Source organism: Nostoc sp. CCY 9925, from assembly GCF_963920935.1.
Classification (GTDB): domain Bacteria; phylum Cyanobacteriota; class Cyanobacteriia; order Cyanobacteriales; family Nostocaceae; genus Nostoc.
Genome location: NZ_CAWUDO010000001.1, coordinates 220,415 through 243,686, shown reverse-complemented (window position 1 = coordinate 243,686; position 23,272 = coordinate 220,415). Strand labels below are relative to the sequence as shown.

The following is a 23,272-nucleotide window of genomic DNA, read 5'->3' as shown; positions in this document are numbered from 1 at the left end:
CTGATTTATACACTTAATTTATACTTAATCAAAATACACTTACAACCAGTTTAACTTTATAATAAACATAAATTTACCATAGAGCTTTCGATCTCAAAGAATAGGCGATCGCAATCGATACCGCAGTCAATTTTTTAGAAAGCCCGCACAAACGGCGTTTCTGGCTATGGGTTTAAAATCCAATTCCAAACCTTAAAACCCTTACATTCCAAGGAATTTAGCTTTTTATTTAGCCTTAAACCTCTAATTTTAGCCAAGATGTTGGTTATTATTTAATAATTATGAGATACTGCATATCCTAGTAATCTCAGTATATACTCAAATACTACCATAAATTTATGTGATTTTATTGCATTGTATAATACACATATATACATAACTATAATATACAACTGTTTTTTGTAAGTATTTTTAGTTATTTTTTTCGTAATAAGGTATAAAATGAATCAAAAAACAGTATTCTTAGTAGTCATCTCTAGTATTTTCTTATTGGGCGCGGGAGTATTAATTTTTTCCCCAGGACCAAAAACGAAAAATGATTTGCTCTGCGATTTATCTCTGGAAAAAAGTAGTCATCCCAAATCAGATAAAATTAGTATCTCTGTTCATGTAGATGGCTCCGGCTCGATGTTGGGTTATGTAACAAATAGTAATAGTAGATATGTTAAAGCTCTAGACTTACTCTACGATACCTTTTCATTAGTCAAATCTCGTCCTCAGACAACTGTTAAATACTTCCGTTCTGGAAACAACAACCAAAAACTAACAATTTCAGAGTTCAAAAAAGCACAACAAACAGAATTTTATGATGGTAGGAATTCTACTAATTTTCCTCCTGTATCAAGTGGACTTGACTCAGCGATCATACCTCCAGAAAAAGAAGATAAGCTTTTTGTTTTAGTAACTGATTTGTATCAAAACGAAGCTGATGTTACTAGCCTAAATAAAAAAATACAAGAAACTTATTTAAACAAAGAAAGAAAAGGATATGCAGTCGGTATTTTGGCATTTAAGAGTGAATTTAACGGCAAAGTATATGTTTTAGGAAATAATCAAGAACAATTTATTTATGATACTCAAGGCAAACCTCTAGAGAGGTTTCGTCCTTTTTATATACTTATTATGGGTCCTTATGATGATATTGTTTACTATATAGATAAACTCAAAAACAATGGGAAAGATATTTTTGATGAAACTAAGTCGGTGATTTTTTCTCCAACTAATTTAGTTTCTAATTTATCATCTTTAGCTACATCTAAGCTGGAATTAACAAGAGAAGTCAAAGAAAGTTTGAGACAAACAAAGTCTCTAAATGATGGCAAAGTAGCAGTACAAATAAAAGACAATTCCCCCATTAAGCTTTGGAACATAACCAGTAATTCTTCCCAAACATTATCTATTCCCTATAGTGTTGACTTTGTACCTTTAAATGATTCATTACCTATAGATGATAAAACTATTCAAACTCATGTTAAAGTTGAGAGTTTAAATCAAAAACAAACTAGTGATGAAGCAAAATCGTTACTACAGCTTGACGATTGGAAAGTTGATAATAAAAAATTAAATTTTACAGCCAATATTAACCCAAAAAGTGTTCAAAAACCTGGAATTTACTATTTCACTGTTGATGCTCTAGCTAAAGATTTGCAAGAGCAAGAATGGTGGGATAAGTGGAGTTGGACTGCTGGTAGAGATGCTCAGAATGATGGTTCCAAAACTCATAACTTATCTAATTTCTTGCGCGGACTAAAAACTTTGACAACAGAAATAATGGAAACAGAACAACCAATTATAGGTCGTTTCTGCTACACAATTCAGAAAAATTAAGATAAGTACCCATAAAAGCAATCATTTTATTCAAGAGCATTTTCTTTGATATAGTAACAATAGTGTTCTTGTACTATAAAGCGATAAATCCTCGTTAAACTATAGATGAAAAAGGCTATAAAATAGCTAATCAAATTTGGCAATACTCTGCACTTTTTGATGCTGACTTTGCTCTTTGGAGGATTTAGAAACGCTAGGAGTTCACACAAAGTTCTACTAAGATTTACTCTTATATGCTTCTTTTTGTGCTGCCTCACTATATTTTTTATATAGTTGAGTGCGAATCTGAGCTTCCTGATAACGGTTGTGGTTTTTTGATACCGTACTCATTAAATCTGAAGCCCGTTGCCATCTAGCAGCTATCTCTAACCACTGAGTTGAAGTTGTGGCGACTTTACCAGATGCAGAAGCTTGGTTAGCAATTCGCACAGCTGTTCCAAATGGATCGTCAGATGATTCAGAAATACTATTATTAGCAGTAATGAGTGGTGTTTGAATTTTATTTTCTTTAGCACTTTGTGTTGTTAAAGATCTGGAAGTGTCTGGTTGGATCAGGTTTTTTATTTTATTACCTAATGTGGCATATACAACCCAACCAAGCAACAACAAAGAAGACAGACTAACCGCTGCTAATACCCTTTTTTTACGTTTATTGTTGTGTTTTTCTTTATTAACCAGTACTAAAGAACGAGAAACTGGAGTTCTTGAAAAACTTGGTTTTCCTAGTTCGGCTTGGGCTTGCGTGAAATCATTAATTAGTTGCTTTATAACATGAGGTTGAGTTAATGCAACTTCCTGTGACCACAGCACTTGATTTTCGCGATCGCTAGATATTTCCTTTAACCAAAGTAATTGCTGTTCCCGAACTATTCTACTGTTGATATTGACTCTGCGGATATTACGTGGTGCAATGGATTCCAGAATTTCCTGGATTTGCTCTACTAGGGGAGATTGCTCAAGTTGCTCTACCTTAGCCGCTTCACATAAAAGTTGTAAGACACCATCAGAAAAAATGGCTCTGGTTCTAACGCCTGACTTAGCCAGTTTTTCGTTCAATAGCTGAATAATCGCTGCAACGCTACCCTGGTGGGCTTGCCAAGCGATATCGTTTATTCGGTCTATCATCTGGGGTTTACTGATAGCTCTTGCACCCTGAGTTATTGACGAATTCATTAATTTAGGGACTCTTTACTACTGACCTTTACCTTGTCTTCGATTTTACGAGTAAAAACATCAGTTGCCAAATAAAATCATAAAATAAAGCCTCCTTTTGACTTTGGCAAGGAGACTTTATCACCATTAGTGAGGGGAATCTAACTCTGTAACAAAATGTATTATCTTTTTTAATGTCTACACTACCGTCGGGGCGAGACAAAACAGGAGGCTGTAGCAAGATCGGCCATTTGAATAAGGGCGGGTTGACAGATATCATCAATGAGCAACGAATATCTTGGTCAACCCGCCCCTACTCATGAGGGAAAATTTTATCTCCCGTCTTGGGATCAAACACAAATAATTCATTTAAATCTAGTTCGAGAGAAAGGCGATCGCCTGGACATGGACGCACATCCTGGCTTGTCTGAATACTTAACACCGTCGTCGAACCAGGTAAACCCGCACGAATCAAAGTTTCCCTTCCCAAAGGTTCCACCACCTTCACCTCAACCTGCAAGAGTGCTAAGTTATCAGCGCTGAGTTCTGAGTCAGTCTTGATTTTTAGGTGTTCTGGTCTAATACCCAAATTCAAACCTTGTCCTTGACGCAACTGTAATCTTTCCTGCACAACTCTTGGAATAGGAAATAATTGCCCACTCACATCAAAACGATCATTCTGATAGATTGCAGGCAAAATATTCATTGGCGGACTACCTAAAAAAGTTGCCACCATCTGATTAGCTGGACGGGCATAAATAGTTTGGGGATCGCCAATTTGTTGAATGCGTCCGCTATTAAGCACGACAATTTTATCAGCTAAAGTCATTGCTTCAACTTGATCGTGAGTAACGTAGATTGTGGTGATGCCCAATTCTTGATGTAGTTCTTTTAACTCTGCTCTGGTATCATCTCGCAATTGAGCATCTAAATTAGACAAAGGTTCATCAAGTAAAAACACTTGTGGTTCGCGGGCGATCGCCCTTCCTAAAGCTACCCGTTGTTGTTGTCCTCCAGAAAGTTGTTTGGGTTTGCGATCTAGGAGATTTTCGATCATAAGCGATCGCGCCACGTTCATGACTCTCTCTTGAATAATCTTGGAGTCAACCTTCCGCATCTGCAACCCAAAAGCAATGTTTTGGGCTACCGTCATGTGAGGATAAAGAGCGTAGTTTTGAAACACCATCGCCACATCCCGCTGTCTGGCTGGGATATTATTCACCAAGCGATCGCCAATAAAGAGTTTGCCAGAAGTCGCGGTTTCCAAACCGGCGATCGTTCGTAAAATTGTAGACTTACCACAACCAGATGGCCCGACTAAAACCCAAAATTCTCCATCCGGAATTTCAAAGGTAATGTCCTCAATAGCGGTGACATTATTAAATCTCCGCTTAATGTCTTCTAAACGAACATTTGCCATTATCAGATTGAAGTTAATAGTTAGGAGTTAGGAATTTTAAGTTTTGAGTTTTGAGTTTTAAATTGAAAATCTTTTCAACTCATAACTCTTGTACAGACGCGATTAATCGCGTCTGTACTCATACCTGTGTCCAAGCAGGATGAGATAATAAAGAAGCAAAAACTCGTACTCCCCGCAGTTGATTAGAGAGAGGTAAGTGGCCTTTAGGGGCGCTCAAATCCCAGGTAAATTCATGGGGATAGCGAGTCCAGTTATTACCTTGTTTCCAGCCAATTTTCGGCCAAAAATTCTCCCAGTTTTTGCCTAAACTCAACCAAATTTCTCGCTGTACTGAAAAGCCAAATTTGCCCTCGGAGTGGACTAACCATAGATTGTTAATAGTTTGCAAGTCAACAGCCGGACAATTTTCTACCTCAGTAAAATACAACCATTTGCGTTGTACAGCCGTCGGGCCTGAGAGTTCACACATTTTTTCTATTGTCGTGCGATCGGCAGCTTGGAAATCTTGCTGAGCGAGTAGCTGTTGCAAAGGATTGTAATTAATCCCGCACTCTGATTTTAGAGGTACAATTCCCTCAGGAAAACAAGAGAGCAGAAATTCTTTGGCTTGGGGTGCATCAGACTTGTAAAGGACTTGGTATGCTTTGCCATCAATCCAAGTTGCTGGGTTGTCACGTCGTTTCAGTAAAAATTCCATCAACACATCTAATCCCTGATTTCCCAACTGTGCTAGCTGTGAGATGATTTGTTGTTGGACTTGAATAGACCCAGCGATTAATGGTTGTCGGAGGGAGTCGATGTCAGTAGCAGGGCCTGATAAAATCATTGGGTCTGTCATGCCATTACTCGTATTAGCGGTAGCGTGAAAAAGCGGTCAGCTATCGAGCATTCTCTTAGGTGAAGCACTGATAGCGAAAAGTAGTTTACTATTTTTGATCGTACAAAATTGCGATCGCTTCACCCAATCCCACACTTAAATCCCCAAATAATGTAAAAGGAAAATAGGGGGAAAATCTGCGCTTCAGGAGACTGGAGACTGGGGACTAGGGACTGGGAGATGAGGGAAATGAGGGAGATGAGGGTAAGTTGCAGTAAGTCTTTACCCTCTGCACCTTTGTCCCAATCCTCAATGCCTAAGCCCCCCAGTCCCCAATCACCAGTCCCCAATCCCAACGGTCTATCTTTACAGGAGTGTTTGAAGTATGTATGAGAAGATTACCCCCCCTAAAACTGGAGCAAAAATCACCTTCAAAAATGGTGAGCCAGTCGTACCAGATAATCCAATTATCCCTTTTATTCGGGGCGACGGTACAGGTATAGATATCTGGCCTGCTACCCAAAAGGTGCTAGATGCTGCGGTAGCTAAGGCATACAAAGGTCAGCGTCAAATTAGTTGGTTTAAGGTTTACGCTGGGGATGAAGCCTGCGATTTATACGGAACTTACCAGTATTTACCTCAGGACACTCTAACGGCAATTGAAGAATATGGTGTAGCTATTAAAGGGCCTTTAACTACCCCCGTAGGTGGTGGTATTCGTTCTTTAAATGTGGCATTAAGGCAGATTTTTGACTTATATGCCTGCGTGCGTCCTTGCCGCTACTACGCAGGGACACCCTCACCCCATAAAAATCCAGAAAAGCTGGATGTAATTGTTTATCGAGAGAATACGGAAGATATTTATTTAGGTATTGAGTGGCGACAAGGTAGTGAAATCGGCGATCGCTTAATTAAAATTCTCAACGAGGAACTCATCCCCGCCACCCCAGAACATGGGAAAAAACAAATTCCCCTCGATGCCGGCATCGGTATTAAACCCATCAGTAAAACTGGTTCTCAGCGCCTAGTTAGACGTGCCATCAAACACGCTTTGCAATTGCCCAAACACAAGCAACAAGTGACTTTGGTGCATAAAGGCAACATCATGAAATACACCGAAGGCGCTTTTCGCGATTGGGGTTATGAACTAGCAACCACGGAGTTTCGCCAAGAAACTGTCACTGAACGGGAATCTTGGATTTTGAGCAACAAGGAAAAAAATCCCAATATTTCCTTAGAAGAAAATGCCCGCCAAATCGATCCAGGGTTTGATGCTCTTACTGATGAGAAAAAAGCGCAAATTGTCAAGGAAGTTGAAACAGTTCTTAACTCAATTTGGGCAACCCACGGCGATGGTAAATGGAAAGATAAAATTTTGGTGAACGACCGGATTGCTGACAGTATTTTTCAACAAATCCAAACCAGACCAGATGAGTATTCGATTCTGGCGACGATGAACTTAAACGGCGATTACTTGTCTGATGCGGCGGCAGCAATTGTCGGTGGATTAGGAATGGGGCCAGGGGCAAACATTGGCGATCGCAGTGCCATATTTGAAGCTACCCACGGCACCGCACCCAAACACGCTGGGTTAGATAAGATTAATCCTGGTTCAGTGATTTTGTCCGGCGTAATGATGCTGGAATTTATGGGTTGGCAAGAAGCCGCAGACCTAATTAAGAAAGGTTTAGGAGATGCGATCGCCAACAGTCAAGTCACCTATGATTTAGCACGTTTGCTAGAACCACCAGTTGAACCCTTAAAATGTTCTGAATTTGCCGAAGCCATAATTCAGCATTTTGATTAATTGGTAATGGGGCATTGGGAAGAGGCAGAGGGGCAGGGGAAAAGGGGCAAGGGGGAAAATTAAAAATTTCCTCTTTCCCCTCTGCCCCCCATCTCCCCATTCCCCAATTTTTTGCAACCAGAATCTAAGAAAATAAAAACGACGAAGTAATTGATATGGATTCGCTGCAAAAACGTATATGACTGTTAACCGACGTTATTTCTTGTTTTTACTCACAGCAGGTGCAGGTGCTTTGGCGTTAGACGCTTGTGCATTGGCAGAAAATTCTCCTCAAGGAAACACTCCAACTCCCGACACAACACCAAACACAACAGGGGCTATCCAACTACCACCATTACCTTACGCCTACGAAGCCCTGGAACCACACATCGATGCCAAAACAATGCAGTTTCATCACGATAAACACCACGCAACTTATGTGAAAAACCTGAATGCGGCATTAGAAAAACATCCAGAACTCAAAAGCAAAAGTGTTGAACAACTTTTGCAAAGACTTAACACAGTACCACAAGATATTCGCAAAACAGTACAAAATAATGGCGGTGGTCATGTGAACCATTCCATGTTCTGGCAAATTATGAAGCCCAAAGGTGGTGGAGAACCAACAGGAGATATCGCCTCGGCTATTAATCAAAATTTCGGTAGTTTTGCAGCTTTCAAAAAACAGTTCAACGAAGCTGGCGCTGGACGTTTTGGTAGTGGTTGGGTTTGGCTAGTCCGTAACAAAGATGGCAAGCTGGAAGTAACCTCTACAGCTAATCAAGATAGTCCCCTCAGCCAAGGTAAATATCCCATCCTGGGAAATGACGTATGGGAACACGCATATTATCTCAACTACCAAAACCGCCGCGCCGATTACTTAGAGGCGTGGTGGAACGTGGTCAACTGGGATGAGATTAACAAGCGGCTTGCAGACGCTAAAAAATTTAAATTTGCTTAGATAGGGGTGGTGGGGAGAAAGAATAATGATATTATCTCTCCCTTTCTCGACCTACCGTATACACTGTCCTTGCAAGAGCTTTTGTCTGCCCTGTAAGACTTTCTGCCTTGACGTTTCAGTATATAGCGCAGGCTGTAAGAGTTTCCGTCTTCACTGTAAGAGTTTCCGCCTTCCTTGTAAGAGCTTCCGCCTTGACGTTTGAGTATATAGCGCAGCCTGCAAGAGCTTCCGCCTTCCCTGTAAAAGCTTCTGCTTTGACTTGATGGTAAATAGGCTACTTGATTTAAGGAAATTACTCCAGTGAAGACACCTCAAACACTATTTTTAGCTTGGCAAGACCCTAACAGCCGCTCTTGCTTTACCATTGGTCGTTTAACATTCGACGGCGTAAAATACAAGTCTGTTTACACCCAAGGCGTAAAAGACGCACAACAGACGTGTAGTTTTTCACCTTTATAGCCGTAGTCACACAGGTTAGGACATTTTGAAAGCATGGAAGCTAGGAATAGTAATACTTTTACCTCCTGCCTCCTGCCTTCTGCCTCCTGCCTCCTGCTATATCTTCATTTCCAAACTTAGAAGAAGTCTATACATCAACCCACTTATTTCCAGTCTTTTCTAATCGGCTGATGTCCCGTTCACGCCCTGATTACGCCAATTTTCTGCAATGGCTGAATATTTCAGATGGTGAAGACGATCCATTGGCAATTTTAGCCTGTAGTGGTGGAAAACGGGAAACAGACAGTCTCACCGTCTTTCCATCCCCAGAGCCAGATTCATCAGGGCAGTACGAGCTATACTTTTTCGCTCATGGGCTGAGATATCTGCCTAAATCTGCAATTGAGCGGATTAATCGCTTGGAGGCAACAGAGAAGTTATGGTTAGCTCACGAATTTCAAAACCCTTACGATTCCCAGGCATTAGACTTCTTGCAGAAGTGGGGAAAAGGGTAAGTGGTAAAGGGGAAAGCGGCTCATAAAAACCCTTTACCCTTTAACCTTTTCCCTTTCCCCCCTCTTGCAAAAGTTACTTTTGCAAGAGGTCTATTAACTCTCCATACTGAGAATCATTATATTGTAGGGTATTGCCCACGCTACTTAAGGAGTGAAGTTTTTGAGCTTCTTTGGAAAGACCCTACTTCAGTAGACCTGCGTGTAGAGCGTGTAAATTTCCCGCCCACACCTCTACAGTTCCGTTTATTGTGTAGGATAACTGCTTTATGCAAAGCCGATTTTCGCCCCTTTTCTAGTCTAGAGTATCAGCCACTTATGGAAGAAGATATAGCTACAGCATCAGTCTTTTCGCCGTACTAAATCATCTGGCTCAGTACAAATAATTACTCTTCCGAGTGGATACTAACGCTTTAGGCAATTTGATAGCACTCAAAGAGGCTTTTGAGTAGGTACACCCGTAGCACGGGGAAACTGAAGTGGTGTCGGGGCTATTTTACGCAAATACACACAGTGGCGAGCGCTTTGGCTCAAAGGTGTTGTAAATTTTTCGATCGCTTCAATAACGCCGCCCAATTGCTTAACAGCATTTTCTAAACCAGTGGTTTCATCTTCTGTCCAATTACCACGATAAATTATGGCTAAACCTTTCTGTTTGAGGAATGGTAGTGTATATTCTGCACAAACAGAAGCTGTCCCCACAGCACGAATTAAAGCAACATCATAAGCTTGTCGGTGTTCGGGTTGCTGACCAATTTCTTCAGCCCTGCCGACGAGAGTTTTAGCATTTGTTAGGGCAAGTTCAGTTAAGGTTTGTTCGATAAAAGTAATTTTTTTGCGGGTTGAATCCATGAGAGTAATTGTGCAATTGGGTGCAGCAATTTTCACTGGAATACCCGGAAAACCCGCGCCTGTACCAATATCAATTACAGATGCACTCCCTTGGAGAGATGAAATAAATTCTCCCTGTGGCGCAATTCCTCGCAATGAATCCCAAAGATGTTTTTCCCAAAATTCTTGGGGGTCAGTGATGCGAGTTAAATTTAATTGGCGGTTACCTTCCAGGATTAACTGATAAAGTTTCTGAAATTGCGTCTGTTGTTGGACACTTGGTTGCCAATTGAGAGTTTGTTGCCAAATTTCTGCCATTTCAGGCAATGAGTTGGTCATTTGTCAAAAGTCATTTGTCATTTGTCATTGGGGATTCGGAGTGCTGAATGCTGAGTTAGGAGTTAGGAGTTATTCTCCTTGTCCCCTTGTCTCCCCATCTCCCCATCTTCTTGACTCACACTATCGGCAGAGGTTCTTTAACTTTGGCTTCTAGTGTCTTCGGGTCAACTGATTCTAGTACACCGTGGTTGAGTGTCCAGCAACGATCTGCGATCGCTAACAGATCCCCAGCATCGTGTGTCACTACCAACAGTGTCCAATCTTGTTTAAGTTTTGCTAATAAATTTACCAGCTGCCGCCGCATTGACCAATCTAACCCAGCAGTTGGTTCATCCAATAACAATACATTTGGCTGACGAATCAATTGCACTGCTAAAGCTAAACGCCGCTGTTGACCGCCACTCAAAGCATGGGGAGGAGTAGAGAGCGATAAATGTTCTAATCCCACCTCACTTAAGGCGTGTCTGACTCGATCAGACCCTAATTCAGGATGTCCTAAACGCAATTCTTCTAAAATCGAACTACCACAAAAATGTCGCTCTGGAAACTGAAACACCAATCCAGCCAATTGTTGTAGCTGTTCGGGAATCAGTTCTTGTTCGCGCCAAAAAAGTCCGCCAGAGGTAGGTTCAGCTAGTCCAGATAAAATTTCTAGTAAAGTACTTTTACCTGAACCACTCGGGCCAATAATCAACCCTAGCTGCTGGGGCGCTAATTCTAAGTTGAGCGATTTGAGAATCGCTGTTGGGCACGCTGTGGGGTGATAAATTAGATTTCGGAGATAGAGCATTTGTTAAGATTACCAAAAAGTCAGCGAATTACTGATTAACTACACCAAGAGCAGCTGGAAAATTCAGCAAAAAAAATTCATAAAATATTACTTGCTTATTACTTGCTTATTACTTGCTTTAACACCCTAATCTAGCAGCAAGAATTATCCACCTTTTCTCCATTGTGGCAGAGTTACCCTTAAACAATGGCTACAACATGCCTGGGAACAGGAAAAAATTACCCAAGTCAATCTTTATAGAAAATTTTGCCGGAAGCAGACACAAGTTAAAGTTAACCATTTTTGGCATCCTAAGTAATATATACAACTATTTCAACCGCAATTATTCTGAGGCTTAAAATGACTAAAAGGTTTTCTGGTTCTCAATTCGTCGTGTTTGCCAGACTCACTAAATTTGCTCAGGTGGGTTTTGGGGCTGCGATCGCACTTAATCTTTCGATAAATCCCTCACTAGCTGGCGATCCCTTTCGGACTGAGAAACCTCATGAAATTGGCGACCAAACTCAAGCAGCTTTTGAAGCGATTTTCCAACAGGGCAATTATCCAGCAGCAGAGCGTTACCTCCAACAAGCACTAGCCAAAGAGCCAAATGAACCTCTAGCTTATGCGATGAAGGCGTCTTTAGCATACGGAAATAAAGATTGGGCTAAACTCAACACCTATAGCCAGAAAACCTTGGAGACCGCACAAAAATTAATTCCCACTGATCCATTACGTGGAAATTTATACACTGCTGTTGGTCATTTTTTAGAGGGTTCTGTAATTCTCATCCGTGAAGGTACAGTCAATGGTGTACCAGAAGCTTTTGGTCGGTTGCGGCAAGTTTATCAATATTTAGACAAAGCCGAAGCGATTTCTGCCAACGATCCAGAACTGAATTTAATCAAGGGTTATATGGATTTGTTGTTGGCGGTTAATTTACCTTTCGCTAGTCCAGATCAAGCAATTGGACGTTTACAAGAAAATGCTGCTCCTCAGTATCTCGTGCATCGGGGTATTGCTCTTGCCTATCGGGATTTAAAACGCTATCCTCAGGCACTAGAGTCTGTTGATCGTGCGATTAAAAGCGCAGGCGAAAATCCCGAAATTTACTATCTCAAAGCCCAAATTCTCAAACGATTGGCGGAAAAGGAAAAGAATCAGCAAGTGATTAAGGAAGCGATCGCTAATTTTGACAAAGCATTGACTAAAAAATCCCAACTCCCAAGTAGTTTAGTCAAACAAATCGAAAGTGAACGTAAAAATGCTCTTAGCCTAAATAATTCCAGGTAATTAATTGTGCGTCGGGCATTGGGAGTGTGGGAGTTATGGGAGGATGGAAACAAATCTTTCCCCCTTCACTCCCCACTCCCCCGCACTCCCCATTTCCCTTACTCCCCACTCTGATATGCTTATCTTCAGTAAAAATAATTCAAATATTTAACTAAAATGCAAATTCAATTCCGCGAATTTAATCCTTTTGATGTATGGATTTGGCTAAAATTCAGCACAGTTCCTTCTGAACGTGAAAAACAGTATGTGGAAGAAGCTTTTGATTCCTGGTTTTATCTGGGTAAATTGGGGGCATTTAACGGAGAAAATCTCCAGGTGCAGGAAACGGGACTCGATATCAGTTACATGACTTATGATTCCCAAGGGTATGATAAAAGCTTACTAGCTTTGATGCATAATATGGGTGAATTTGAATATGAAGGACAGTGGGCGCGTTGTTGGTTTGACTTGGGAACTAGTGATGCGATCGCCATTGATATTTTAATCAACGCCCTCACACAACTAAGTGAGGAATATGTCACTATTGAAGATTTGTACATCGGCGGCGAAAACGAAGATTGGCCTGTTGAAGATAGTGAAAGCCGCCCTTATTCTATTTACGATAATTAATTACAACAATGAATAAAGCTGGCCAAATTCGAGTATTAGCTTTAGGACTAATTCGAGATGGCGAACGCATTTTCGTTTCTGAAGGCTATGATCCTGCAAAGCAAGAAATATTTTATCGTGCTTTGGGTGGTGGCGTTGACTTTGGTGAAACTAGCCGTGATGCTCTACAGCGGGAGTTTCAAGAAGAAATTCAGGCAGAGCTAACCAATATTCACTATCTAGGTAGTATAGAAAATTTGTTTACCTTCAGCGGTAGACAAGGACATGAAATTATTCAACTTTATCAATGTGATTTTGTCGATCCTAAGTTTTATACTTTAGAAAGTTTAGTTTTCTCTGAGTCAGGGAAACATAAACATCGGGCATTATGGATAGAAATTTCTCGCTTTATATCTGGAGAATTAAGATTAGTGCCAGAGGTTTTTTTTGAATATTTGTAAATATAAAAGGCAACAATTATTTACCCTACAACAAGCTATTCTTGAACTGTGTATAGTTAATACTGATAATTCTTGATTATATGGATATATTGAAGTATAGCCATAACGAGGTTTTGGGCTAATAATTTTGTTGAGGCAATTGCCTAATTAAATACTAAATGATTTATGCCATCGCTACTTAATTCTTTTTGAAAATATCAGCAGTTATCTGGGAATCTCACTTTTTGATAGGCTGTTCACATTTGAGTAATGGTGATTTTGAGAAAGCAAATCAAGCATTTCAAGAAGCTGATGAACGGGAGCATCTCACTTTTGTAAAAACACGTTTGCCCTGGCGAATGGAATTCGCGGCTATACAGGCAAAAGCTACCGATCCTGGGTTTCAAATTCTTAGAGTCCGCGTAGGCGGACTTCGTTTGTGTAGCTGCGATTTCTAATCGCCTGGTATATTTGCAAAGGTGAGATGCTCCCCTGATGAACAAGCTAAAAAGCAAGGTAAAAAAACAATTGATTCGCTGTTAATTGCTCGGTCATTCGTTGCATATAAATTTAATCAAAGAGAAGAGGCTATCAAGTATATGAAAGAGGCTAATAAAATAAATCCATATCGAATATCTGTCAGCAGATATTTAGCAAAATGGTAAAGAAGTAACTAATGCAGGCGATCGCCCTTCAGAAATCCCCTTAAAGGAACTTGTAGTAATAACTGATTATCTTTAATACCAGGGCTGATTTCCAAATAAAATTTATGCTAGTTAAACTACCGTCACCTATATTCATAGTCTTATTAGGATTAGCTATAACTCAAACCCTTGGATGCACAAGTCGTAATCATAATTCAGCGATCGCTCAAAGTTCACCAAAGCCAACTTACCAAGAAATCGTACAAGCTGGGGAAGTTCGGGTTTTACCAGGGAAATTAGATACAATACCCGTCTTTAATAGCAATAGCCCAGAATGGATTAAAACTGAGGGTATTTTACTTTCTACCTTTCCTTCAAACGGGAAAAAAGTTGCAGCCGCCCACCTCAATTTCCCTTTTAAAGGACGTTTTGACTTATTCGCCCACCACTACACCCACACTCCCAAGGATTTACAAACGCTATACCTGGGTGTAATTGTGCATAACCCTGGTAAAAAACCTGTAACAGTAGATGTATTGCAAGCGGCGAGTTATTTAATGCAGGATGCGCCCTTTGTGACCTTACCTCCTTACATTGAAAATAACGATGGTAAGGCTTATTCAGGCCCAGGTGCCCGCGCTGTTGCTGATGTACTCCGGGGCGTTCGCCAAGCTGATTTTCCCGCCCAACTGGTAATTCCTCCAGGACAAAGCCGGATGTTGCTAAATCATCCCATTCCTGTAAGAAATTTAGAAAAACCGGTCAACGGTCGGTCTAGTTTTATGCGGTTGCGTAGTAGCGATTCAGTTTATGCCGCAAGTTTAGCGATGTTTGCCAAGAAAAATGCTGATGGAAGCGATCGTCAACCCACTTTCGCAGAATGGCAAACTTTACTAGATACAGGTAACTTTGCTGGGCCGCGAGATAAAACACCGACTCCTCCGAATGCTACCAGTGGCGCACTGATTTATGGGCGTGTAGCTGGTGTTTCCCAAGGTTCCCAATGGCAAGCAAAACTCGTGGATAATCCCCAAACCACAAATCTGACAATTCCCCAGCGTGGCAAAGCTATTTCTTATCCTATAGTTACACTGCGGGGTGGTCGATTGGGTACTGAACAAATCCAAACAGCCAAGATGCTGGTACGGTATCCCGATACAGCATACGAAGCACACGGTAATTACGGGGTGGAATACAAGCTTACTTTACCTTTAAGCAATAACACTGCTCAAAACCAAACTGTCGCTGTTACTTTAGAAACACCTTTAAAAGAAGATAAATTATCCCAAGGTGGTTTACGTTTCCGCAAACCATCCCTAGATTTTCCTTTTTTCCGTGGTACAGTGCGGGTACGTTATTTCGATGACCAAGGTCAACAAAAAATCCGCTACGTGCATTTGTGGCACAGAACTGGGCAGGTATTAGAACCATTACTGCAACTTACACTTCCACCCTCTACTAAACGGATAGTAAACGTAGATGTGATTTATCCGCCTGATTCAACGCCACCGCACGTGTTGAGTGTGAGAACTTTGGAAAAGTGAGGGAGATGAAGGGATAACTCCTAACTCCTAACTTTACTTATTTGCCGCCGTAATAAAAGGCAATTTCTTTTTCTTTCAGGGGTGCGAAATCGGCATCAACAAGCAACTGGTCAAGTTCAGCTTGGGGGATGTGTTTAGCACCGATGCGGACAATGCGCGATCGCATAGTATTAGATACACCACTACGCTGTCTATTGCCCTCTAGCCCCATGACTTTGCGATAAAGTTCTAATTTGGCAGGTGGAATCGGAGAACCGTCAAAATCAATTCCCCGTGCGATCGCTTCATCAACAGCATCCGCACCTGTAGTCGTTTGATTACCTGGGTTAGTTTCAGTAGTCATGGTGATTTGCTCTTCTTCGCTATGGGTAGATTTTACCAGTCTTGCTGACACCAACACTGCTTGAGAGAAATTTATCCATTACTTAATTATGAGTTTCCCGCGTTACTAAACCACCAACAAACGTACCTAAAACTGTACCTGTCCATAGTCCTGTTGTGCTACCTTGCCACATTCCTCCTAGTGTCGCCCCAGTGTTGCATATTATCTTCAAACCCCAATATTGGTTTTGGCACTTCTGGTTATGCAACATGGTGGTGATTTGTGCGCTACTATAAGCACCAAAAAAACCTGAGGACAATGCTAAAAATGTGCAAATTAAAATTTTGTTTTTAGTCATTAGGTATAGGGGATTGGGGATAAGTCTTTGATACTCGTTAATGAGCCAGTTTTTTTAATCTTTAATACGGATTTCGAGATCCAACACTACCAGCGAATTATAGTGGTATCACAACGAACAATCAAACTGATGAACAAAATTGACCAAGTAATTCCAGCCTTCTAGATACAATCAAAAGGGAACGATCAAAGGTAGAAAATGACTAGCAAAGAATTATTAATCCAGGAAAGGGAATAGGCAATAGGCAATAGGGTTGAAAGTGTTTTTTCTGTCAGGCTTTTACGGTCGGGATTATGTCGTAAACTATGCTTCAACTGTTATACTCCCTCATCCCCCAATGCCCAATGCCCAATCAACCTGTATTTCTCATACCCGCAGCAATACCATTAATGGTTAACAATGCCCCTCGCAGTAATTCACCTTTGCTATAACGAGAGTGAATTACTCCAGAAGTAGCAGTAGTATTCAAGGACTGGCGTAAACGCTTCAGCAAAGAAACTTGGATAAATCCCAAAGGTACAATTGTGCCATTGCGTAACTGTACAGACCTTTGCAATATCGGATCGCCATCTAAAAGTCGATTGTGATTGGTGATTTTTAACACCAAACTTCTTGTCAGATAAAACTCACTTGCAATTTGATCGAAAACCTTAACAAAGCGCTCTTTATCTTCTGGTTTTGACAATTCTTGAACGTAGTGCTGTGCCATTTGCATGTCTACTTTTGCCAAGGTCATTTCTGCTTTGGAAATCACCATTTTGAAGAAAGGCCACTTAATGTAAAAATAGCGCAGCAATTTTAAGTGTTCTTCTGGTTCTGCGTTCAAGAATTCTTGCAAAGCAGTGCCGACACCATACCAAGAAGGTAGTAAAAAGCGAGTTTGTGTCCAGCTAAATACCCAAGGAATAGCTCGCAAACTGCTTAAGTCTTTTTTGCCAGATGGACGCCGCGCTGGACGAGAACTAATTTGCAGTTGGCTGATTTCTTCAATTGGGGTTACTTGGTGGAAAAAGTCGATAAAATCAGGTTGCTCGTAAATTAGGGCACGATAATGTTGACGTGATCGCGCTGCTAGTTCTTCCATAATCTCATTCCAAGGTTCGATATCATCAAACCCTGTTCGCAGCAAACTAGCTTGAATCACAGCGGTGGTGATTGTTTCCATGTGATATAAAGCTAAGTCCAACAAGGAATATTTAGAAGCCAAAACTTCGCCTTGTTCGGTAATCTTAATCCGCCCATTGATGCTGTGACCCGGTTGAGCCAAAATTGCTTCGTAAGCCGGCCCGCCTCCTCGTCCCACAGAACCGCCGCGTCCGTGAAAAATCCGCAAATTCACGCCGTACTCTTCTGCTATTTTTTGCAGCGATTTTTGAGCTTTATGAATTTCCCAGTTGCTACTTAAAAAACCAGAGTCTTTGTTGCTGTCAGAATACCCCAGCATGACTTCTTGCAGATTAGTGGTGATTGCCGAGGAGCCAGCTATGTGTACAGGTTCTTTGACTTGAGCGGACTGGTGTTGCTGGGTAGACTCAGTACTGGGTAATTGTTGCTCACCACTGTTGTAGCCGCCGGCTAACAAAGCGCGATACAAAGGAAGTTCAAATAATTCTCGCATGACGCTTCTGGAACGTTGCAAGTCCTCTACTGTTTCAAATAGGGGGACAACTTGAATGGTTCCCACAGCGATCGCAGGGTCAAAAAGTCTGGCTTCTTTGGCTAAGAGCAACACTTCCAGGACGTCGCTGACTTGGCGGCACATGCTGATAATGTAAGTTTGACAGATGTTGACGCCAAATTCTTGTTGCAGCGATCGCACGATGCGAAAGGTTTCAATCACATCGTTGGTTTTTTCGGAAAATGGCAATTCTGCTGGAATTAATGGGCGGCGGGTTTGTAGTTCCGAAGTTAGCCAAGCAACTCTTTCTGCCTCAGAGAGTTCATCGTAAGCTTGGGGTAGTACTTGTAGGTACTCTAAAATCTCATTGAGTGCATCAGAGTGGCGTGATGATTCTTGGCGGATATCTAGCTGTGTCAAGTTAAAGCCGAAAATTTCCACCTGACAGATTAGATCTTCTAACGCTCTACAGCTTAAACCTGTTTCTGTCAAGTTGCGTTCAATTAACCGCAGTTCTGCTAAAAAATCGGCTCCGGAACGATATAAGGGACTGTCTTGATTTTTTGGCGTTTCCCGATTGTATAAGGCTAAATTGCGATCGCGGGTATTTTCCAGTCGTTTGAGGACATAAGCGAGTTTGAGCCGATAAGGTTCTTGTCGATAACGCAACGCTAGGGCGTCATATACCTCACTCAACTGGGACTGATCTAATTCTAGAGATTCCAGCAGGTCTGGTAAGACATCACTCCAGTGCATCGACACACTCAATAATTCAATCAGTTGTTTGACTGACTGGATATATCTTCCCAGCACCATTTTGCGCTGATAGCAAGCTGTCTGCCAGGTAATTTCTGGTGTGACTGATGGGTTACCATCTCTGTCTGAACCTACCCAAGAACCAAACGAGCAGAAATTCTTACTCGGCGGTTCTAGCCAAGGAAAAGTATTCGCTAGTGTATATTTGAACCGTTTATAGAGTTGCGGAATACCATCAAATAAAACTTCTTGGAAGTAGTGTAGAGCGTAATCAACTTCATCCAGCACTGTGGGTTTGAACTGGTGGAGTTCGTCTGTGCGCCACCACAAACGGATTTCTTCGAGTAATTGTTCGCGGATATCTACTGCTTCCCAAGGATGTCCCACTCCTGTGCTACCAAAGCCATTTTCCAAGACATCGAGTTTTTGCAACAGTTGTACTACTTGTCGCTGCTTATCGCGGATGGTATGACGCACAATTTCTGTTGGGTGCGCTGTGAAGACTAAGCGGACATCCAACTGGGAAATTAGACGTTGAATTTGCTGGGGTGGGACATTCAGTTTAAATAAATGGGGAAATAAAGCCGCAAAAGTACCTTTTAACTTGACTTGGGCTTTTTGAACATAATTCTTTGCCAGCAACTGTGCTGCCAGTCCCCCAGTAACAGGCGCGTCATCTTCTCCTTGATTGGACGAATAATTAGCATTTGATGGCGTTTCCGGCTCTGTTGCTTCGCTTTCTGCCTCATAGCGGCTCAATTGCTGCCGTTGCTCGTATTCCTGCTCTATGATGTTAATCAACTGAAAATACAGAGCAAAAGCACGAGCCGCGCGGATTGCTTCATTGATGTTCAGTTGTTCAATCAACTTGACAGCTGAAGAGGCTTGGTCATTTGTTGTTTGTCCTTCTGGCGAACACAAATCCCGCAATTGCCGCAACAGATCTACCATGTTTTGGCCGCATTCTTGCCTCAGAACTGACTCCCACAATTCTTCCACTACTTGTAGCCGATGACGCAAAAATAATTCCGACACCGGGTATATATCCGCAGTTTGCGATGAAGAGTATAAAAGGGAACTCATATTCTTGATTGTTGTAAAGCCAATTACTGTTTACACTTTTAGGTTTTGCACTCGACGCTCACGATGTTCTTCCTGAGCAGATAATTGTTCGATGTATATTTTCTAAGTTTGTTTAGTTTCGTTATCGTCTGGGAAGTCAAGAATGGGTAAGCGATCGCCTCGAAATAATTCTTCACTCGCTTCCCCCATAGCTTCTAGTGCCTTTACTGTAGCTTTTTCTGTAATCAGCAGCAGTACCATAGACGCTGTACCTATTTGTAAGAGGAATGATTGGGGAATGCTAAAAAAATCCAGATTGGATGGGGGGTTATCTGAGGGTTTTTGGTTGGCTGCTGTCATTGCTAATTCTTTGGTTGTGGAAAAATCAGTCAAAAGGAATCAGAAGTTAGGAGTTAGAAGTTAGGAGTTTTGAGTTTGGATTACTTCACATATCGAGAGAAGGAGTTTAAATTGGATAAGATTTGTTGGTTTAGCCTACAAAGAGCGTTAGCTCAACTGGAGGTGATTCTGTCTCTAAAAGACAATTTATCAGCTAGTCACATAAAATTATTCTGACTCGTGACTTCTGACTCCTAACTTCTGATTTGTGACTCCCTGCGAGTAAAATAAACGCAAAACTCAACATTAGCCAGACTTGCAACCGTACAAGACTATCTTTGCCGATTTTGCAAGCTCCAAAGGTAACAAAATTGTTAAAAAAAAACGTCAAACTGTGATAGACCTATGGTTCTAGTTTACAAGTGCAGGCACTATCCCCCAACAATCGCTGACTGTTAAAGTTAATTTCCCATGAAAACAGTATTACCAGATCGCCAGCAATCCTTAGTGCAATGGATCAGCCAAGCAACAGGGATTAACACTTTCGGGGTGAAAATCCGATTACGGGGAAATGACCTTCATATTCTTTGTGAGGGGACAGAATGTCCGCAGCGTTGGCGTACCCTGTCTGATTTGCTGCAAGCACTACAGCAAACAGATTTGGATAGCCTCACAAGCAACGAACAACCCTCAATATATCAAGTATTTGTCTATGGTCGAAGAAAAGGGGAACCACGCCCCAAATGGTGCCATCGAGTTTATTTGAATCAAATCCAAAAGCATGTAGAGCAGGTGCAGCAAGCTTTACTAGCAGACTCCGAAACATCAAAACAACCAGCTGGGGCGCTGATTGTCTCTAATGAAAGTTTGGCACGCCAAGGTAACCCAGATGCCATTGCTCGCTATCTGAGTGAAACTTTGAGTACGTTGGGTGTGTCAGTACAAGCAAAGATTAAGCTATATAAGCCCAAGAATTCTCAAGTTGAAGAAAATCGTCTGTGGATATTCTGCCACTCTAGCTATAGTCCTGACGCATCGTTGCTGGCGGAACCAATAGCCCAAAAGTTGCGTTATCTCAGGCTTTCTGGCTATCCAGATGCGGTAATAGTTTCTCAAGTAAGCGGTGAAACTGCACCTGATTGGCTGCTGCGGGTGGATTTAACGCCACCAGAGGTAATGCTCAAGGAGTGGGCACGTTGGGGAGATTTGCAAGCGATCGCCAGATTACTAACTGAGGTATTGTCAGGGTTAAAAGTTGCTGTCCAAGCTTCTCTCAAAGAATCGACGCTGCATATTTTTTGTACACCAGCTTATGACCCCTTAGGAACCGCCCCAATCCCAGATAAAACAGCGTGCTTGGAGGTAATTGTACCCCAGCTAGAAGCGATCGCTCCCCAAGGCATTCTTGGTGCCACAATATATGGACAAAAAGCAGGGGACAAACAACCTGCTTGGATTGATTGGCTAGCTTTACCTGCTGCGGAGCATTCTGTTTTTGCTACATCGGCACTGGATTTGGCCAATACTGGCGATGAACCAGCGATCGTTTTTTTACTAGAACGCTTACTCAATCCTGACTTGGATTGGCGTTTGCTCACAGGTGGAATTCGCGTACTTTTGCTGAATAAAGGCGATTTATTGCACATTATGTGTGATGCGCCTGTTTGTCCAGGACGAACACAAGTAGCAAACAAAGTTACACAATTTATTCGCCAGTTAAAAATTCCCGGTATTAAAGGAGTGCGCGTCTACGGAAGGCGTGCAGGGAATAAGGAACCTTTTTGGCATCATGGCATCGATTTAGAACATCGCCAACGTTTAGTACCAGAAGCAACCCCAGAATTTGCTGCTACTTCTCAATACGTTAACGATTTGGTAACTGCTGAAACTAGCGAACCAATTTTGCGCCCAGACTTAACCACAGAAGAAGTTCAAAGTTTTGTTACAGAAGTAGCCCTCGATTGGCTAGCAACGGCGAATGCAGCAGTCAAAAAATTCCTGTTGGTAACTCAGCTATTTACAGAAAGCCATCAGTCCGCAGAGCTAAACCCTGATGCTCAAGGAGTTAAAATTGCTTTGGTTTGGGGGACACTGGGATTATTGCTCACCCTTCAAAGTGATTGGGTGTTGGGTCAAATCATCACACGCACTACGCCAAGTTCTCCAACTGTCATTAGTGAGCAAAAAGCATCCTTGACATCTGGGAAAAATCCCAATGAGAAAAAGACATTTTTTGCTAGCACTGGCAAAACCAAATCTTCTCCAAACCAAAGTACTGTATTCAATGCTTCTCAATTCACCCAAGGTGATGATACACAAAGCGGGAATTTAGCAGCCGCGCCACTGAAAGAAAAGGCAACCGCCACTGCTATTCTTTTAGCAGCGCGATCGCAAATGCCAAGTTTCAATGTTAGGCAATTAGACGAGCAACTAGCCCTATACAAACAACGCCTCGCTAGAACCGGTAGTCCGCCGGATATATTAATCATTGGTTCCTCCCGCGCCCTTAGAGGAGTAGACCCAGCAGCACTTTCTAAAGCTTTGGCAACTCAGGGTTATCCAAATATTGATGTGTTCAACTTTGGAATTAATGGTGCAACAGCACAAGTTGTAAACTTTGTGATCCGCCAGGTTTTAGAACCATCAGAACTGCCGAAATTAATTCTTTGGGCAGATGGCGCCCGTGCTTTCAATAGCGGACGCGAGGATATTACCTTTAAATCGATAGCTGCATCAACTGGATATAAACAAGCTTTGCAGAAAGCATCTACAACTGGAACTAGCAGTGATTTGTCCGAAAATCCCAAACAAGAAAAGACAAAAGAAGAAAAGCAAGAAACTAACAGTTATCAAGCTGTCAATGATTGGTTAAATCATGCTCTAGCATCTGTTTCTGGTAGCTATCAAAACCGCGAGCAAATTAAAAGTCTAGTGCAAAAACAACTGCTTCAATTTGGTCAAAACCAGACAGTTACATCGCCAAAACAGCTAACAGACGGTAACTTAGAAGATACTTCACAGCAAGCAGTTGACTTTGATGGATTTCTACCTTTGTCTATTCGCTTTAATCCTGCTAGATACTATCAAAAACATTCTAGAGTTCCAGGCAATTATGACAACGATTACAAATCTTTCCAAGTAGGAGGAGAGCAAGATAACGCCTTCCAAGAAGTGCTTCAATTTACCCAATCTCAGAAAATTTCTTTAGTCTTTATCAACATGCCTCTGACAGCAGATTATTTAGATCCAGTGCGTAAAAAATATGAACAAGAATTCCAACAAAATATGTTGCGTTTAGCAACTAATCCCAATTTTATTTATCGTGATTTAAGCCAACAGTGGCTCAAAGTAAATGACTACTTTTCCGACCCCAGCCACCTCAATCGCTTTGGCGCCTACGAAGTGTCGAAAAAGTTAGCTACTGACCCAATGATTCCTTGGCCAGCAAAGTAAGGA

General features: G+C 41.7%; 20 protein-coding genes. 11 read left to right on the top strand and 9 right to left on the bottom strand.

Going from position 1 to position 23,272, the window contains the following annotated elements; all coding sequences use genetic code 11:
- The first annotated feature begins 441 nt into the window (after window positions 1-441).
- A complete protein-coding gene (locus tag ACM0OY_RS01045; RefSeq protein WP_414567044.1) occupies window positions 442-1,827 on the top strand; it encodes a hypothetical protein in 1,386 nt (461 codons plus the stop codon).
- A gap of 216 nt (window positions 1,828-2,043) precedes the next feature.
- On the opposite strand, the gene ACM0OY_RS01040 is transcribed toward ACM0OY_RS01045, so the two are convergent.
- From ACM0OY_RS01040 to ACM0OY_RS01030, 3 genes are all read right to left on the bottom strand, one after another.
- Entirely contained in the window at window positions 2,044-3,000 is a 957-nt protein-coding gene (locus ACM0OY_RS01040) for a hypothetical protein (RefSeq protein ID WP_414567043.1), read from the bottom strand.
- A gap of 292 nt (window positions 3,001-3,292) precedes the next feature.
- Entirely contained in the window at window positions 3,293-4,399 is a 1,107-nt protein-coding gene (locus tag ACM0OY_RS01035) for an ABC transporter ATP-binding protein (RefSeq protein ID WP_414567042.1), read from the bottom strand.
- Between the two features lie 118 nt (window positions 4,400-4,517).
- Window positions 4,518-5,237 (bottom strand): GUN4 N-terminal ARM-like repeat domain-containing protein, encoded by a 720-nt coding sequence (locus tag ACM0OY_RS01030; RefSeq protein WP_414567041.1) that lies wholly within the window; start codon window positions 5,235-5,237, stop codon window positions 4,518-4,520.
- A gap of 364 nt (window positions 5,238-5,601) precedes the next feature.
- Here ACM0OY_RS01030 and ACM0OY_RS01025 point away from each other — a divergent pair, with 364 nt between their 5' ends.
- The 4 genes from ACM0OY_RS01025 (at window position 5,602) to ACM0OY_RS01010 (ending at window position 8,916) form a co-directional block, all read left to right on the top strand.
- Window positions 5,602-7,023 (top strand): NADP-dependent isocitrate dehydrogenase, encoded by a 1,422-nt coding sequence (locus ACM0OY_RS01025; protein WP_414567040.1) that lies wholly within the window; start codon window positions 5,602-5,604, stop codon window positions 7,021-7,023.
- Window positions 7,024-7,201: 178 nt separating this feature from the next.
- The gene (locus tag ACM0OY_RS01020) at window positions 7,202-7,963 is read left to right on the top strand and encodes a superoxide dismutase (RefSeq protein WP_414567039.1); all 762 of its coding nucleotides are present in this window, start codon (window positions 7,202-7,204) and stop codon (window positions 7,961-7,963) included.
- 300 nt (window positions 7,964-8,263) lie between these two features.
- The gene (locus ACM0OY_RS01015; protein ID WP_414567038.1) at window positions 8,264-8,422 is read left to right on the top strand and encodes a hypothetical protein; all 159 of its coding nucleotides are present in this window, start codon (window positions 8,264-8,266) and stop codon (window positions 8,420-8,422) included.
- A 170-nt stretch (window positions 8,423-8,592) separates the two neighbouring features.
- Window positions 8,593-8,916 carry a hypothetical protein gene (locus ACM0OY_RS01010; protein ID WP_414567037.1) on the top strand — a complete coding sequence of 108 codons (324 nt, stop codon included), beginning with the start codon at window positions 8,593-8,595 and terminating at the stop codon, window positions 8,914-8,916.
- 429 nt (window positions 8,917-9,345) lie between these two features.
- Here the strand turns inward: ACM0OY_RS01010 and rsmG are convergent, their stop codons facing one another.
- Window positions 9,346-10,083 (bottom strand): 16S rRNA (guanine(527)-N(7))-methyltransferase RsmG, encoded by a 738-nt coding sequence (gene rsmG, locus ACM0OY_RS01005; protein ID WP_414567036.1) that lies wholly within the window; start codon window positions 10,081-10,083, stop codon window positions 9,346-9,348.
- A gap of 115 nt (window positions 10,084-10,198) precedes the next feature.
- The gene (locus ACM0OY_RS01000; RefSeq protein WP_414567035.1) at window positions 10,199-10,873 is read right to left on the bottom strand and encodes an ABC transporter ATP-binding protein; all 675 of its coding nucleotides are present in this window, start codon (window positions 10,871-10,873) and stop codon (window positions 10,199-10,201) included.
- A 339-nt stretch (window positions 10,874-11,212) separates the two neighbouring features.
- Here ACM0OY_RS01000 and ACM0OY_RS00995 point away from each other — a divergent pair, with 339 nt between their 5' ends.
- The 5 genes from ACM0OY_RS00995 to ACM0OY_RS00975 all read left to right on the top strand — a co-directional run bounded on the left by ACM0OY_RS00995 (window position 11,213) and on the right by ACM0OY_RS00975 (window position 15,361).
- On the top strand, window positions 11,213-12,145 hold the full coding sequence (locus tag ACM0OY_RS00995; protein ID WP_414567034.1) for a Sll0314/Alr1548 family TPR repeat-containing protein: 933 nt from the start codon (window positions 11,213-11,215) through the stop codon (window positions 12,143-12,145).
- A gap of 156 nt (window positions 12,146-12,301) precedes the next feature.
- Window positions 12,302-12,754 (top strand): DUF3531 family protein, encoded by a 453-nt coding sequence (locus ACM0OY_RS00990; RefSeq protein ID WP_414567033.1) that lies wholly within the window; start codon window positions 12,302-12,304, stop codon window positions 12,752-12,754.
- 8 nt (window positions 12,755-12,762) lie between these two features.
- On the top strand, window positions 12,763-13,194 hold the full coding sequence (locus ACM0OY_RS00985; protein WP_414567032.1) for an NUDIX hydrolase: 432 nt from the start codon (window positions 12,763-12,765) through the stop codon (window positions 13,192-13,194).
- A 224-nt stretch (window positions 13,195-13,418) separates the two neighbouring features.
- A complete protein-coding gene (locus ACM0OY_RS00980; protein WP_414567031.1) occupies window positions 13,419-13,631 on the top strand; it encodes a hypothetical protein in 213 nt (70 codons plus the stop codon).
- 311 nt (window positions 13,632-13,942) lie between these two features.
- Window positions 13,943-15,361: a DUF3370 domain-containing protein gene (locus ACM0OY_RS00975; protein ID WP_414567030.1), complete on the top strand. Its 1,419-nt coding sequence runs from the start codon at window positions 13,943-13,945 to the stop codon at window positions 15,359-15,361.
- Window positions 15,362-15,398: 37 nt separating this feature from the next.
- Here ACM0OY_RS00975 and ACM0OY_RS00970 read toward each other — a convergent pair whose 3' ends face one another.
- The 4 genes from ACM0OY_RS00970 to ACM0OY_RS00955 all read right to left on the bottom strand — a co-directional run bounded on the left by ACM0OY_RS00970 (window position 15,399) and on the right by ACM0OY_RS00955 (window position 19,837).
- Complete coding sequence (locus ACM0OY_RS00970) at window positions 15,399-15,704, bottom strand: DUF4090 family protein (protein ID WP_414567029.1); 306 nt, start codon at window positions 15,702-15,704, stop codon at window positions 15,399-15,401.
- An 82-nt stretch (window positions 15,705-15,786) separates the two neighbouring features.
- On the bottom strand, window positions 15,787-16,041 hold the full coding sequence (locus ACM0OY_RS00965) for a hypothetical protein (protein WP_414567028.1): 255 nt from the start codon (window positions 16,039-16,041) through the stop codon (window positions 15,787-15,789).
- Window positions 16,042-16,393: 352 nt separating this feature from the next.
- The gene (locus ACM0OY_RS00960) at window positions 16,394-19,498 is read right to left on the bottom strand and encodes a phosphoenolpyruvate carboxylase (RefSeq protein WP_414567027.1); all 3,105 of its coding nucleotides are present in this window, start codon (window positions 19,496-19,498) and stop codon (window positions 16,394-16,396) included.
- A gap of 102 nt (window positions 19,499-19,600) precedes the next feature.
- Window positions 19,601-19,837: a hypothetical protein gene (locus ACM0OY_RS00955; protein WP_414567026.1), complete on the bottom strand. Its 237-nt coding sequence runs from the start codon at window positions 19,835-19,837 to the stop codon at window positions 19,601-19,603.
- 450 nt (window positions 19,838-20,287) lie between these two features.
- Between ACM0OY_RS00955 and ACM0OY_RS00950 the strand changes: the two genes are divergently transcribed.
- Entirely contained in the window at window positions 20,288-23,269 is a 2,982-nt protein-coding gene (locus ACM0OY_RS00950) for a DUF1574 family protein (protein ID WP_414567025.1), read from the top strand.
- The last annotated feature ends 3 nt before the right edge of the window (window positions 23,270-23,272 follow it).